Annotated in this window: 9 protein-coding genes; 5 read left to right on the plus strand and 4 right to left on the minus strand. The window is 65.1% G+C overall.

Features of this window, described 5'->3' with window-relative positions:
* Positions 1 to 56: 56 nt before the first annotated feature.
* Together rpoC and rpoB are read right to left on the minus strand one after the other, a co-directional pair.
* A complete protein-coding gene (gene rpoC / locus H8S47_RS07755; RefSeq protein ID WP_187503326.1) occupies positions 57 to 4,343 on the minus strand; it encodes a DNA-directed RNA polymerase subunit beta' in 4,287 nt (1,428 codons plus the stop codon).
* A gap of 162 nt (positions 4,344 to 4,505) precedes the next feature.
* Positions 4,506 to 8,660: a DNA-directed RNA polymerase subunit beta gene (gene rpoB / locus H8S47_RS07760; protein WP_056051380.1), complete on the minus strand. Its 4,155-nt coding sequence runs from the start codon at positions 8,658 to 8,660 to the stop codon at positions 4,506 to 4,508.
* Between the two features lie 391 nt (positions 8,661 to 9,051).
* On the opposite strand from rpoB, the gene H8S47_RS07765 reads away from it, so the two are divergent.
* Positions 9,052 to 9,549 (plus strand): hemerythrin domain-containing protein, encoded by a 498-nt coding sequence (locus H8S47_RS07765; RefSeq protein ID WP_187503327.1) that lies wholly within the window; start codon positions 9,052 to 9,054, stop codon positions 9,547 to 9,549.
* 165 nt (positions 9,550 to 9,714) lie between these two features.
* Here the strand turns inward: H8S47_RS07765 and H8S47_RS07770 are convergent, their stop codons facing one another.
* Positions 9,715 to 10,464, minus strand: a complete 750-nt coding sequence (locus H8S47_RS07770; protein WP_187503328.1) for a M15 family metallopeptidase — start codon at positions 10,462 to 10,464, stop codon at positions 9,715 to 9,717.
* A gap of 47 nt (positions 10,465 to 10,511) precedes the next feature.
* Between H8S47_RS07770 and H8S47_RS07775 the strand changes: the two genes are divergently transcribed.
* The 4 genes from H8S47_RS07775 to H8S47_RS07790 all read left to right on the plus strand — a co-directional run bounded on the left by H8S47_RS07775 (position 10,512) and on the right by H8S47_RS07790 (position 13,673).
* Positions 10,512 to 11,231 carry an RluA family pseudouridine synthase gene (locus H8S47_RS07775; RefSeq protein ID WP_187503329.1) on the plus strand — a complete coding sequence of 240 codons (720 nt, stop codon included), beginning with the start codon at positions 10,512 to 10,514 and terminating at the stop codon, positions 11,229 to 11,231.
* A gap of 20 nt (positions 11,232 to 11,251) precedes the next feature.
* Complete coding sequence (gene arfB, locus H8S47_RS07780; protein ID WP_093399511.1) at positions 11,252 to 11,677, plus strand: alternative ribosome rescue aminoacyl-tRNA hydrolase ArfB; 426 nt, start codon at positions 11,252 to 11,254, stop codon at positions 11,675 to 11,677.
* A gap of 273 nt (positions 11,678 to 11,950) precedes the next feature.
* Positions 11,951 to 12,442 (plus strand): GAF domain-containing protein, encoded by a 492-nt coding sequence (locus tag H8S47_RS07785; RefSeq protein ID WP_187503330.1) that lies wholly within the window; start codon positions 11,951 to 11,953, stop codon positions 12,440 to 12,442.
* 118 nt (positions 12,443 to 12,560) lie between these two features.
* Positions 12,561 to 13,673 carry an RcnB family protein gene (locus H8S47_RS07790; protein WP_187503331.1) on the plus strand — a complete coding sequence of 371 codons (1,113 nt, stop codon included), beginning with the start codon at positions 12,561 to 12,563 and terminating at the stop codon, positions 13,671 to 13,673.
* 7 nt (positions 13,674 to 13,680) lie between these two features.
* On the opposite strand, the gene H8S47_RS07795 is transcribed toward H8S47_RS07790, so the two are convergent.
* Complete coding sequence (locus tag H8S47_RS07795; protein ID WP_235982686.1) at positions 13,681 to 15,108, minus strand: hypothetical protein; 1,428 nt, start codon at positions 15,106 to 15,108, stop codon at positions 13,681 to 13,683.
* Between the last annotated feature and the right edge of the window lie 207 nt (positions 15,109 to 15,315).

Raw genomic sequence — 15,315 nt, forward strand, 5'->3', positions numbered from 1 at the left:
GTGTCCCGGACGGCGGCCTTTTCCTTAGTCAGCGCCTAGGCGTCCGACGAAACCGATTACTCGGCTTCGTTCAGATACTCGCCGGCATCCGCGTCGGTGCCGGTGCCCGAGGTGACGACCGATGCGAGCGGGTCTTCACCCACGCCGCCTGCTTCACGCGGACTGCGTGCCAGTTCGGCGGCGTGCTCGTCGGCAGCCGACATCGGTGCCACGATCGACACCTCCGCCATCTTGCGCTGGGCGACGCGCATCGAGGCGTCGCGGCTGTTGGCCACGACCCGCAGGCGGTTGAGGCCTGCACCGGTGCCTGCCGGGATGAGCCGGCCGACGATCACGTTCTCCTTCAGGCCCATCAGCATGTCCTGCTTGCCCTGGACCGCTGCCTCGGTGAGGACGCGGGTGGTCTCCTGGAACGAGGCCGCCGAGATGAAGCTGCGGGTCTGCAGCGACGCCTTGGTGATGCCGAGCAGGATCGGCTTGCCCTGTGCGCGGGTCTGCTTCTTCTCGAGCTTCTCGTTGGTCGCGTCCATTTCCTCGCGATCGACCTGCTCACCCTTCAGCAGCGTGGTGTCGCCGCCGTCGGTGATCTCGACCTTCTGCAGCATCTGACGAACGATCGTCTCGATGTGCTTGTCGTTGATCTTCACGCCCTGAAGACGATAGACCTCCTGGATTTCCGACACGAGATACTCGGCGAGGGGTTCGATGCCCATCGTCTCGAGGATGTCGTGCGGATCGGGCGAGCCGCCGATCAAATTGTCGCCGCGCTTGACGTAATCGCCTTCCTGGACGTCGATGACCTTCGACTTCGGCACCAGATACTCGACGACGTCGCCGCCATCCTCTGGCTGGATGCCGATCTTGCGCTTCGCCTTGTAATCCTTGCCAAACACGACGCGGCCCGAGATCTTGGCGATGATCGCCGAGTCCTTGGGGATACGTGCCTCGAACAGCTCGGCAACGCGCGGAAGACCACCGGTGATGTCGCGCGTCTTGGCGCTCTCGCGACTGACACGGGCCACGACGTCGCCGCCCTGGACCTGTGCGCCGTCCTCGACCGACAGGGTCGCACCGATCGCCAGCATGTAGCGACCGCTCTCGCCCGACGTCTCGTCGAGCAGGGTCAGGCGCGGACGCAGATCCTCCTTCGACTTGGTCGCCGCGCGATATTCGATCACGACGCGCTGGGCGATACCCGTGGCTTCGTCGGTCTGCTCGGTGAGCGTCTTGCCCTCGATCAGGTCGACATACTTGATCGTGCCCGGGTTCTCCGTGATCACCGGCATGGTGAACGGATCCCACTCGGCCATCCGGTCGCCCTTCGACACGATGTGACCATCGTCGAACAGCACGTACGCACCGTAGGGGATGCGATCGACCGAGAGCTCGCGGCCGTCCATGTCGACGATCGCGATTTCACCCGAGCGGCTGAGCACCACGCGACGACCACGCTGGTCGACGATGACACGCAGATCGCGGAACTGCACCGTGCCGTCGGCATGCGCCTCGAGGTTCGACGTTTCGTTGAGCTGCGCCGCACCACCGATGTGGAACGTACGCATCGTCAGCTGCGTGCCCGGCTCACCGATCGACTGCGCGGCGATGACACCGACAGCTTCACCGATGTTCACGGGCGTACCGCGGGCGAGATCGCGCCCGTAGCACTTGCCGCAGACGCCGATCTTCGACTCGCAGACCAGCGGGCTGCGGATCTTGCACGACTGCGTGCCGAGGCCTTCGATCGTCGTGATCATCGGCTCGTCGAGCAGTGTGCCCGACGGGATGACGACCTTGCCGGTCTTCGGATCGACGATGTCCTCCGCGGTCGTACGACCGAGGATGCGCTCGCCGAGCGATGCGATGGTCGAACCACCCTGAAGAATGGCTTTCATCTCCAGCGCGCGGGTCGTGCCGCAATCCGGTTCGATGATGACGCAATCCTGCGACACGTCGACCAGACGACGCGTCAGGTAACCCGAGTTCGCCGTCTTCAACGCCGTATCCGCGAGGCCCTTGCGAGCGCCGTGGGTCGAGTTGAAGTACTCAAGGACGGTCAGGCCTTCCTTGAAGTTCGAGATGATCGGCGTCTCGATGATCTCGCCCGACGGCTTGGCCATCAGGCCACGCATACCGGCAAGCTGCTTGATCTGCGCCTGCGAACCACGCGCACCCGAGTGGGCCATCATGTAGATCGAGTTGATCGGCTTTTCACGGCCGGTTTCCTCGTCGACCTTCACCGCACGGATCTCGTCCATCATGGCGTTCGCGACCTGGTCGCCGCAACGGCTCCAGGCGTCGATCACCTTGTTGTACTTCTCCTGCTGCGTGATCAGACCGTCCTGATACTGCTGCTCGAAGTCCTTCACGAGTGCCTTGGTGTCGTCGACCAGACCAACCTTGGCGTCCGGAATGATCATGTCGTCCTTGCCGAACGAGATGCCGGCGCGGAACGCGTGGCGGAAACCGAGCGTCATGATCGCATCGGCGAACAGGACGGTCTCCTTCTGGCCGGTGTGACGATAGACCTCGTCGATCACGTCGCCCACATCCTTCTTGGTGAGGAGGCGGTTGACGGTGTCGAACGGCACCTTGTGGCTATGCGGCAGGCACTCGCCCAGCAGCATGCGGCCCGGCGTCGTCTCGTACCGCTTAAGGTACTGCTTCCCCTTCTCATCGGTCTGCGGAACGCGGCTGATGATCTTGGTATGCAGCGTCACCGACTGTGCGTTCAGCGCCTGATGCACTTCCGCCATGTCGGAGATCAGCATCCCCTGGCCCGGCTCGTTCTCCTTCATCATTGACAGATAATAGAGACCGAGGACCATGTCCTGCGACGGAACGATGATCGGCTTGCCGTTGGCGGGCGACAGGATGTTGTTCGTCGACATCATCAGGACGCGCGCTTCCAACTGCGCTTCCAGCGACAGCGGAACGTGCACGGCCATCTGATCGCCGTCGAAATCGGCGTTGAACGCGGAGCAGACCAGCGGGTGAAGCTGGATCGCCTTGCCCTCGATCAATACCGGCTCGAACGCCTGGATGCCGAGACGGTGAAGCGTCGGCGCACGGTTCAGCATGACCGGATGCTCGCGGATCACCTCGTCCAGGATATCCCAGACTTCCTTGCGCTCCTTCTCGACCCACTTCTTCGCCTGCTTCAGGGTCATCGACAGACCCTTCGCATCGAGACGCGCGTAGATGAACGGCTTGAACAGCTCGAGCGCCATCTTCTTCGGCAGGCCGCACTGGTGCAGCTTCAGCTCAGGCCCGGTCACGATGACCGAACGACCCGAATAATCGACGCGCTTGCCGAGCAGATTCTGACGGAAGCGGCCCTGCTTGCCCTTGAGCATGTCGGACAGCGACTTCAGCGGGCGCTTGTTGGCACCCGTGATCGTGCGACCACGGCGACCATTGTCGAACAGTGCGTCGACGGCCTCCTGGAGCATGCGCTTCTCGTTGCGGACGATGATGTCCGGCGCACGAAGCTCCATCAGGCGCTTCAGGCGGTTGTTGCGGTTGATGACGCGGCGATACAGATCGTTCAGATCCGACGTCGCGAAACGACCACCGTCCAGCGGCACCAGCGGGCGCAGCTCGGGCGGGATGACCGGAACGACCTCGAGGATCATCCACTCGGGGCGGTTGCCCGAATCGATGAAGCTCTCGACGACCTTCAGGCGCTTGATGATCTTCTTGGGCTTCAGCTCGGACTTGGTGACTGCGAGCTCTTCGAGCAGCGCGGTACGCTCACCAACGAGGTCCAGCGATTCGAGCATGATGCGGACTGCTTCGGCACCGATGCCGGCCGAGAACGCGTCCTCGCCATACTGGTCCTGTGCGTCGAGGAGTTCGTCCTCGGTCATCAGCTGGTACTTCTCGAGCGGGGTAAGGCCCGGCTCGATGACGATGTACGCCTCGAAGTACAGTACGCGCTCGAGCTGCTTCAGCTGCATGTCGAGCAGCAGGCCAATGCGCGATGGCAGCGACTTCAGGAACCAGATGTGCGCGACCGGGGCGGCGAGCTCGATATGGCCCATCCGCTCGCGGCGGACCTTCGAGACGGTAACCTCGACGCCGCACTTCTCGCAGACGATGCCCTTGTACTTCATGCGCTTGTACTTGCCGCACAGGCACTCGTAGTCCTTGATCGGACCGAAGATGCGCGCGCAGAACAGGCCGTCACGCTCGGGCTTGAACGTGCGGTAGTTGATGGTCTCGGGCTTCTTGATCTCGCCGAACGACCACGAACGGATCTTGTCCGGGGACGCGATGCCGATCTGGATCTGGTCGAACGTCTCGGTCTTGGCGACCGGATTGGCGAAGGGGGTCATCTCGTTCATATATTGATCCTTCCAACTCCCCTCCCGCAAGCGGGAGGGGAAGGGGCCCAAGCTCTCGCTTGGGAAGGGGTGGGCACCCGGTTCGATCTTGGCGCTCCATCACCGGCCGGGAGCCCACCCCCGACCCCTCCCGCGAGCGGGAGGGGAGCTAAATCAACCGCGTTACTCCGCCGCGATCTGGATGCCGTCGCTGTCGAAGCCGGGCTCCGACTGCTTCAGGTCCACATTCAGGCCGAGCGAGCGCATTTCCTTGACGAGCACGTTGAAGCTCTCCGGGATGCCGGCCTCGAACGTGTCGTCGCCCTTGACGATCGCCTCGTAGACCTTGGTGCGGCCGACCACGTCGTCCGACTTCACCGTCAGCATTTCCTGCAAGGTATACGCCGCGCCGTAGGCCTGGAGTGCCCAGACCTCCATCTCGCCGAAGCGCTGCCCACCGAACTGCGCCTTACCACCCAGCGGCTGCTGCGTGACCAGCGAGTACGGCCCGATCGACCGTGCGTGGATCTTGTCGTCGACCAGATGGTGGAGCTTCAGCATGTAGATGTAGCCCACCGTCACCTTGCGATCGAACTGATCGCCGGTGCGGCCGTCGAACAGGTCCGACTGACCCGACGTGTCGAGGCCCGCCAGCGCCAGCATCGCCGAGACATCGGCTTCGCGGGCACCATCGAACACCGGCGTCGCCATCGGCACGCCGCCCTTCAGGTTCTTGGCCAGCTCGACGATCTCGTCACCCGTGCGGGCGTCGATCTCGGCGTGATACTGCTCGCCGTACACCGTCTTGAGACGATCGCGGACCGCTTCCGGCATCGCGCCCGGCTTGGCATCCGGATTCTCTTCACGCCACGTCTCGAGCGCCGCGGTGATCGACTGACCCAGGCCACGTGCGGCCCAACCCAGATGCGTCTCGAAGATCTGACCGACGTTCATGCGCGACGGCACACCCAGCGGGTTGAGGACGATATCGACCGGCGTACCGTCGGCGAGGAACGGCATGTCCTCCGCCGGCAGGATGCGGCTGATGACGCCCTTGTTGCCGTGACGGCCGGCCATCTTGTCGCCTGGCTGCAGCTTGCGCTTCACCGCGACGAACACCTTGACCATCTTCAGCACGCCCGGCGACAGCTCGTCACCACGCTCCAGCTTCTCGCGACGATCGTGGAACTTGTCCGTGATCAGCTTGGCTGCGTCGTCATACTGGATCTTGACCGCTTCCAGATCGCTCTGGACCTTGTCGTCGGCGACCGCGAACTTCCACCACTCGTGACGGTCGACGCTGTCGAGCAGATCCATGTCGATCACGACGCCCTTCTTGACGCCCTTCGGCGCCGAGGTGGCGGTCTGATCGAGCAGCATCTCGCGAAGACGCGACCAGGTCGCACGGTTCAGGATCGAACGCTCGTCGTCCGAATCCTTCTTCAGGCGCTCGATCTCCTCGCGCTCGATCGCCATCGCGCGCTCGTCCTTGTCGATGCCGTGACGGTTGAAGACGCGAACGTCGACGACCGTACCCGACACGCCCGGCGGCAGGCGAAGCGACGTATCGCGCACGTCGCTGGCCTTCTCGCCGAAGATCGCACGGAGAAGCTTCTCCTCCGGCGTCATCGGCGATTCACCCTTCGGCGTGATCTTGCCGGCGAGAATATCGCCCGGCTCGACCTCTGCACCGATGTAGACGATGCCCGCTTCGTCGAGGTTGCGGAGTGCTTCCTCGCCGACGTTCGGGATGTCGCGCGTGATGTCCTCAGGCCCAAGCTTAGTATCGCGCGCCATCACCTCGAACTCGTCGATATGGATCGACGTGAACACGTCGTCCTTCACGATCCGCTCGGAGATCAGGATCGAATCCTCGTAGTTGTAGCCGTTCCACGGCATGAACGCGACGAGGCTGTTGCGACCCAGCGCCAGCTCGCCGAACTCGGTCGACGGGCCGTCGGCAAGCACGTCGCCTGCACGAACCGCATCGCCCACCTTCACCAGCGGACGCTGGTTGATGCAGGTCGATTGGTTCGAACGCTGGAACTTCATCAGCGTGTAGATGTCGACGCCCGACTTGCCGGCATCGATCTCGCCGGTCGCCCGGATCACGATACGCGCCGCGTCGACCTGGTCGACGATGCCCGCACGCTTGGCCGAGATCGCTGCGCCAGAGTCACGCGCAACCGTCTCTTCCATGCCGGTGCCGACGAACGGCGCCTCGGCCTGGACGAGCGGCACGGCCTGACGCTGCATGTTCGAGCCCATCAGCGCGCGGTTGGCGTCATCGTTTTCCAGGAACGGAATGAGCGATGCGGCGACCGAGACGAGCTGCTTGGGGCTGACGTCCATCAAGGTGATGTTGTCGGGCAGCGCCATCAGGAATTCGCCAGCCTGACGCGACGACACCAGCTCCTCGACGAACCCGTTCGACGAATCGAGCTCGGCGTTGGCCTGCGCGATCGTGTGCTTGGCCTCTTCCATCGCCGACAGGTAGACGACGTCGTCGGTCACCTTGTGGTCGACGACCTTGCGGTACGGAGTCTCGATGAAGCCGTACTTGTTGACGCGGCTGAACGACGCCAGCGAGTTGATCAGACCGATGTTCGGGCCTTCCGGCGTCTCAATCGGGCAGATGCGGCCGTAATGCGTCGGATGAACGTCGCGGACTTCGAAGCCGGCGCGCTCACGCGTCAGACCACCTGGTCCAAGTGCCGACACGCGACGCTTGTGGGTGACTTCCGACAGCGGGTTGGTCTGATCCATGAACTGCGACAGCTGCGACGAGCCGAAGAATTCGCGGACCGCGGCAACCGCAGGCTTCGCGTTGATCAGGTCGTTCGGCATGACCGTCGAGACGTCGACCGACGACATGCGCTCCTTCACGGCGCGCTCCATGCGGAGCAGGCCGACGCGGTACTGGTTCTCGAGCAGCTCGCCAACCGAGCGGACACGACGGTTACCGAGGTTGTCGATATCGTCGATTTCGCCCTTGCCGTCCTTGAGGTTCACGAGCGTCTTGATGACCTCGAGAATGTCCTCCGTGCGCAGCGTCGTCACGGTGTCCTCGACGTCGAGGTCGAGACGCATGTTGAGCTTCACACGGCCGACGGCCGAGAGGTCGTAGCGATCGGGATCGAAGAACAGACCCGAGAACAATGCCTCGGCCGTCTCCAGCGTCGGCGGCTCGCCGGGGCGCATTACGCGGTAGATGTCGGACAGCGCCTGCTCGCGCTCTTCGGCCTTGTCGACCTTGAGCGTGTTGCGGATCCACGGACCCGTCGCGACGTGATCGATGTCGAGCAGGTCGAGACGCTCGATGCCTGCCTGGTCGAGCAGTTCGAGGTTCTCGGCGGTCACTTCGTCACCTGCTTCGATGTAGATGCGGCCGGTCGACTCGTCGATCAGGTCGTATGCCGAATAGCGGCCGAAGATTTCCTCGGTCGGGATCAGCAGGTCGGTGAGACCATCCTTGAACGCCTTGTTCGCAGCGCGCGGGGAGATCTTCTGGCCGTTCGGGAACACGACTTCGCCGGTCTTTGCATCGACGATGTCGAACATCGGCTTCTGGCCACGCCAGTTCTCGACCTGGAACGGAACGATCCAGCCACCCTGGCCGCGGACGAACGTCACGCGGTTGTAGAAATAGTTGAGGATCTCTTCCGACGTCATGCCGAGCGCATAGAGCAGCGCCGTGACCGGCAGCTTGCGCTTGCGATCGATGCGGACGTTGACGATGTCCTTCGCGTCGAACTCGAAATCGAGCCACGAACCGCGATACGGAATCACGCGGGCGGCGAAGAGGTACTTGCCCGATGCGTGGGTCTTGCCGCGATCGTGATCGAACAGGACGCCCGGCGAACGGTGCATCTGGGAAACGATGACGCGCTCGGTGCCGTTGATGAAGAACGTGCCGTTCTCGGTCATGAGCGGCATGTCGCCCATGTACACGTCCTGCTCCTTGATATCGATGACCGACTTGGCCTCGGTATCGGGATCGACCTCGAACGCGGTCAGACGCAGCGTGACGCGCATCGGCGCGGCGTAGGTGATCCCGCGCTGGCGGCATTCCTCGACGTCGAACTTCGGCGGCTCAAGGACGTAGTCGTCGAAATCGAGATAGGCGGTGCCGGCGAAATCCTGGATCGGGAACACGCTGCGCAGCGTCTTCTCCAAGCCCGAGACGTGGCCGATCGACTTGTCGGAGCGCAGGAACTGCTCGTAGCTCTCGCGCTGGACTTCGATCAGGTTCGGCATCTGCACGACTTCGTGGATGTTGCCGAAAACCTTGCGGATACGGCGCTTTGCAGTGCCGTGTTCGATCGCCTTGGATGCCATAGGTTTTGTTTCGCCCTATAAAAACTGATCGGGTCAGCCGTAAATTCGTGCTTAGGAACCCCTAAGCGGGACGCACGTTAACGCAGAAAGGCCGCGCGCATCGTGTGCGGCGGCTCTCAGCGTATGAAACCTCGGTATCCAATACGATCGACACGCTGCGCGACGGCATGTCATTTCCCGGATGCTGTGGTGAGAGGCGGATATAGGCGCGGCACCGCGTTCTGTCAAAGGGCTGGTGTCGAAATGCGGCACGGTACGCTGCCGCCGGGCTCGTAATGGGTGGTTTTGGAACGTCGACAGTGACGAAAATACTATAGATTGTGGATCGCCTGCACCGCTAGGCGCATCCACAGTAACGCGTCGATCGTATACGCACGGGGGATACGACAGGATGAACGACAAGGTGGCAAGCGACAGGGTGATGGTCCAGGCGGCCTCGGACGAGGATCGCGCGAACTGGGCGCAGTTGATCGACGATCACAAGCGGATCGCCGAGCAATGCATCGTCCTCGCGGACCTTGCGCAGGGCTCGCGCGAGCAGAGCGGCCTCGCATCGCGAAAGCTGATAGAACTCGCGGTCACCGTCGCCAGGCACCTCGACCTCGAGGACGAAGTGATCGACCGCACGGTGGTGGCGATGGAGGCGAAATATTCGCCCGATACGATCGCGACGATGGAGGAGAATCTCGATATCCTCCGGTCCGATTGGAAAGCGTTCATCGGCCGCTGGTTGCCGGTGATCAAGCCAAGCGAATGGGAGAAGTTCGGCGTCCAGGCGGAGTCGATGCTCGATCGGCTGTCGAGCCAGGTGATGCTCGAGACCGAGATCCTGTACGACCACGCGTTGCGCGACGGCGTGGTGCGCCCGGGCGGAGCGGTGCTGCACTGAAACGGGCTGCGGGATTGCCGGTGAAACCGATCCTCCCCCGCGAGGGGGCGCGCACCGAAGGTGACGGAGGGCGAGGCAAGGGCCACCTCTGTTCCGTGTCCTCCCCCTCCGTCTGGCAAGGGCCAGCCACCTCCCCCTTGCGGGGGAGGATCAAATCCTTTGGCGTCAGCGTCGCTTCTTCTTCGACCGAGACGGCGGTGGTGCAACCGGCGTGGGTAGTGGCGGCGGTGCGCTGAACTTCACCACAAGCGGCACCACCCCCGGATCGGCCGGATACAACCGTCGCGCGCGCGCGAACACGAACCGCGCCTTCGGTGCCCCACGCGCACTACCGCTCGCCCCGACCCAGCGCCAATGCCATGGTTCCCACTTCACATGCTGCTTGTTCCCGCCCGGAAAGCTCTGTTCGAAGCCGAACCTCGGCGCGTTCAACCGTAGCCAACGCGCGGCAGGGGTCGCGGCCATGCACGCCTCGGCATCCGGACACCCGTTCGCCGGGCGCACCGCGAAATCCAGCGCATAGCCCGTCGAATGCTCGCTATACCCCGGCGGCGCGACCGAGATCGCGCGATCGGCCGCACTGCTGGTTTCGCCCCGGCAGAAGACGCTGCGCTGGCGGGCGATCGACCGCTGGCAGGACAGCGCGCGGAGCTGACCCATCACCGAGGGATCGCCCTGCGCCGCTGCGAACAGTCGCAACAGATCGGGCAGCATGTCGGCACGCACTACGCACGGATTGCCCACCGAATACTCCGATGGCAGCGTGACCAGCTCGCTTTCGGGCGCGTCGCCATAGGGCAAATGCCCGAACGCGCGGCCATCGGGCGCGATCGCCGCGCTCTGGCCTTCGCACAATTGTGCCTCGGCAACGGTCGGTGCCAGGACCAGCACAAGGGCAACTATACGGTGCAACATCGCGACGGCTCTGGCACGCAGGCGCTAATGATGGCAAGGGCGGCGCCATGCATGGTGAACGCGTACTCTTCCTCGACGGCGAGGCCCTGGTGATCGACAAGCCCGCTGGGCTACCGGTCGATCCGCCCCGCGATGGCTCGCTGAGCCTGGAAAATCATCTTGAGAGCCTGAAGTTCGGCTTCCAGCGCTGGCCCAAGCCCGTGCACCGGCTCGACCGCGATACGAGCGGCTGCCTGCTCCTGTCGCGCAATCCCAAGGCGCACGCCCGTTTGCAGCAGGCGTTCGAACAGGGCCTCGTCTCGAAGCGCTACGTCGCACTGCTCGACGGCGTGGTCGAGGGCACGTCCGGCCTGATCGAGATGGCGCTAGGCAAGGTCAGCACCGCCGAGACCGGCTGGCGGATGGTCGAGGATCCCGACGGCAAGAAGTCGCGCACTAAGTGGCGCGTGCTGGAGATCAAGGACGGCCGCTCGCTGGTCGAGTTCCTGCCCGAGACCGGCCGCACGCATCAGATCCGCGTCCATGCCGCAAGCGGCCTCGGCGCGCCGGTGGTCGGCGACGGCGTCTACGGCAAGGCGGATGGGCTCGGCATGATGCTCCATGCGCAGCGGCTGATCGTACCGCGTCCGGGCAAGCCCGACGTGCTCGCCGAAGCGCCGTTGCCAGAGCGGTTTGCCAAGGCCGGGTTTGCCGACGAGACGACGCCACCCGCTGACGTCGCTCCGGCTGCCGATGCGGTAGTGACGCCCGACTCCACCGACGGCTGAGAGCCGAGGGGAGGGGCTTAATGGTCGCGATCCCGATCACCCGGTCGATCTCGATCGACGACAGCGAACTGATCGAGAGTACGACCCGCTCGGGCGGTCCGGGCGGCCAGCATGTCAACACCACCGACAGCGCGGTGATCCTGCGCTTCGACGTCGGCCTCTCGCCAGGCCTGCCGCTGGCGGTCAAGAATCGCATCGCGGTGCTCGCGGGATCGCGCCTCACCCGCGACGGCGTGCTGGTGTTGCGTAGCGAGGGCTCGCGCTCACAACTGCTCAACCGCCAGGAAGTCCGCGAGAGGCTGGTCGCGCTGATCAAGGAAGCGACGATCGTCCCCAAGGCCCGCCGCGCGACCAAGCCGTCCAAGGCGGCGAAAGCACGACGGGTCGATACGAAGAAGGTGCGGAGCGGGGTGAAAGCCGGGCGCGGCAAGGTGCGCGACGATTGAGCGGGCCATGCCTATGAGGATCTCGTTAACGTCCGTCGGCCGGCCTAGCGCACGACCTCGCAATCCTCCCCCGCCAGGGGGAGGTGGCTGGCACTTGCCAGACGGAGGGGGAGGCACTCGATGTCGGATGTTCCGTGTCCTCCCCCGCCGTCGCCTGCGGCGCCACCTCCCCCTGGCGGGGGAGGATCGCCGCGTAGCCGTTGCGTCACCCCCAGCTTCTGCTGGGTGACGGATTTGAGGGAGCGTTAGCTGCCTCTCAATCAAGGAAGGCCGATGTACCAGTTCGATATCTCCGCCGGCACCAAGGCCGATCTCTACCGCGACCTGCTCGCCGCGCTCGACGCGCTCACCGCGGATGAGCGTGACCCGATCGCCAACATGGCTAACGCCGCCGCACTGGTGTGGGAATATGTCCCAGACCTGAACTGGGCGGGCTTCTACCGGCTGGTGCCCGAAGCACAGGGCGGCGAACTCGTTCTCGGGCCGTTCCAGGGCAAGGTCGCCTGCATCCGCATCCCGGTCGGCAAGGGCGTCTGCGGTGCTGCTGCCGCCACGCTGACGACGCAACTGGTCGAGGACGTGCACGCGTTCCCCGGCCACATCGCCTGCGATGCCGCGAGCCGCTCCGAACTGGTCGTGCCTGTGACGAAGGACGGTGCGCTGGTCGCGGTGCTCGACCTCGACAGCCCCGAACCCGCGCGGTTCGATGCCGAGGACGCCGCGGGGTGCGAGGCGCTGGCGGCACTGCTCGGTGAGCGCCTGTAGGACCTGATCCGTTTCGGGACGGTACGCTCGCTGGTGACTCCCCTGCGGCTTTGGTAAGCAAGCCGTTAAGAAATCCGGCGTTTGCGCGGGATAGGGTGGCGGAACCAGGGAGACGGACATGCGGAGCCTTTTGATCGCAAGCGCAGGGCTTGTTGTTGTCAGCGGCGCAGCGGAGGCCCAGCAGCAGCGCCCCGGCACCAGCTACGGCGTGCCGGGCACCACGATGCAGGCGCCGATGGCAAACCCCCGTCGCCCGGGACCTATCGCCGCGCGTCCGCCCGTCGTTCACACGTCCTACCGACCGGTCGGATCGCAGCAGGCCGCAACGCGCCGCCAGCCGCGCTGGGGCAGCAAGATCGGCGGGCGCTGGTGGGGCGGCGCCAACGCGCCCGGCGGTTGGGCTGGATACCGCCGCCCGCATCGTGGTTGGGCCGTGCCGACATATTGGAACGCGCCGCGCTTCTATATCGGCGACTGGCAGACCTATGGCCTTTCCCGACCGCCGCAGGGTTATAACTGGGCGCGCTATTACGACGATGCGGTGCTGATCGACTCGCGCGGATCGGTCTACGACACGGCGAGCGACATCGACTGGGATCGCTACGACTCCAACGGCTACGTGGCCGTGAGCCCCCGCGACTATGCCGCCAACGACTCGGTCTATGCCGGGCCGAGCGACCGCAAATACGCCGCGCCCTATGACGATCGCGGTGCGCCTCGGCGTGACACCGGTCTGGGTGGCGTAGCGATCGGCGCGGTTGCCGGCGGCGTCGCGGGCAACGTCATCGCGGGTCGCGGCAATCGCCTGGGCGGTACCCTGATCGGCGCTGGCATCGGTGCCGCGGTGGGGTATGCGATCGATAAGACCGAGGACCGAGGCCGACCTGCGCCACCGCCGCCTCCACGAGCACGCGTTTCAGGATACGGAGCCGGCTATCCGCCCCCGCCGGCCTACGCAGCCGAGTACGCACCGCCGCCGCCCGCTTATGCCGACGATTACGCGCCCCCGCCCTACGGCGCGGACTATGCCCCGCCGCGCAGTTACACTGTCGCGCCCGGTCGTACATGGGTCTCACCCGACGGCGCGACGACGGTCACGACGACGAGCGGCGGCGCATATCCGGCCGGTTCGACGACGGTGATCGTGCAGTCTGTACCGGTGACCACGACGACAACGACGACCACCGAATATTACGACGCGTCCCCTCGACGGAAGGTCAGGCGGCGGTAAGGGCGGCTCAGCCGAGCATGCCCGCGTAACTCTGCGGTGGCAGGGGAAGCGTCGCGCGCGCGGCTAGCCCGCCGAAGATCACCAGCATGAGAGCTCCGCCGCCGATCGTCAGCGTTCGCAGCGGCGGGGTTCGGTCGGCGAGCAGGACCACAGCCACCGCCGTCGCGATCATCGGCCACAGGTGATAGCGCAGATCCGAGGCGATGCTGAGGACCGCGAAACTCGCCTCCAGGGCAAGCGCGGACACCAGCAGCGCGGTGGCGAAGTCTCGGGTCGCGTCGCGTCGGCGGGACACGCACGTGGCCAGCGCGGTGATCGCGACGACGATCCACGCGATCGGCCACCCCAGCGGCGTCTCGACGAGTCCGGCGGTGATGCCTTCCCAGGTGCGGGCGGCGGCATTGGGGTCGGCGAGCCCGAGCGTGTTGGGCTCCGACGCGGTCGGCGGCGCGGCGCTCGGCCAGCGGAACGGCACGAGCCAGCGGTCGGTCGAGTTCAGATGCGCGAAGCGGTGCGTGGCGTAGGCGATCGGGTGATGCAGCGCCGAGGACGCCAGTGTGACGTAGAGCGTCGCGGTCGGCAGCGCTCTCAGCCGCGCCATCGTCGTCCCGCAATGCGTATCGTCGCCGAGCGGGTCCCAGAAGAACGGTTTCGCGCAGTGGCGGGCGATCACGGTCGCCGCTTCCGCCTGCGTCAGGCCGGTGGTGGTGCTGTCCGGCACGCGGGCAGCAATGCCGGCCAGGTCGTAAAGCGCCTGCGTCGCCTCGACGCCGCTGCGCTGCGCCTTGAGCAGTTGGTGATTCACGATCGGCGCCACGCCTAGAACCGCGACGATCGCGACCAGCCCGGCGGCGAGCTTGGCGACCGGATGTGCGGGGCGGGGCGCGAGGGTCACGACCAGCGGCACGACGATGAACACGGCGTTCGCCCGGACCAGCACGGCATAGGCGAGCAACACCGTCACCGGTATCCACATCGCGCCCGGCAAAGGGCGGCCCGCGAGACGCCACCAACCCACGATCCCGACCGCGGCGAGCAAAGCGCCGGCAAGTTGCGCGTCCTTGAGCACGACACCCTGCCAGCCGAGAAACGGGGGTAGAAGGCCGATGGCGAGGATCGCAAGCGCGCTGCGGGTGCGCCCGAGGCGGGCAAGCGCACCGGCGATCAGGCCGAGGCCGAGCCAGTAGTTGACGAGTTGCACGACGATCATCGGCTTCACGCCGGCGCCTAGCGGGGTGAGCAATACCCACAGCCGGACCATCGCCGGCGGGTGCCAGTCGTCGTATACCCGCGATAGCACCTGCGTATATTGCGCGACGGTGTCGTACATCGCGATGCCGGGCCAGAAGAGCGCGAGCGATGCCAAACACAGTGCTGCGGCCGTGATGCCGATGCTGCGGGATGAAATACGGCGCGCCCCAGTGTCGATCGGCATTGGCAGTTCCCGTACCCGGTTTGGCTGGCGCGGCCTTTCGACAGGCGCGGGCGACGGGTCAAGTCAATTAGGGCCGAAACGAGACGGTCTGCTACCCGGTGGCGATGGGCTGGGTATCACTCGACGTGATTCTGCCGATTGTCGGGATTCGGCGCCAGAAGCGTCGCGGGTGTTACCCTGGGTCCCGACTTTCGTCGGGATGACGGG

The sequence above is a fragment of the Sphingomonas albertensis genome (genome assembly GCF_014358075.1).
GTDB lineage: Bacteria > Pseudomonadota > Alphaproteobacteria > Sphingomonadales > Sphingomonadaceae > Sphingomonas > Sphingomonas albertensis.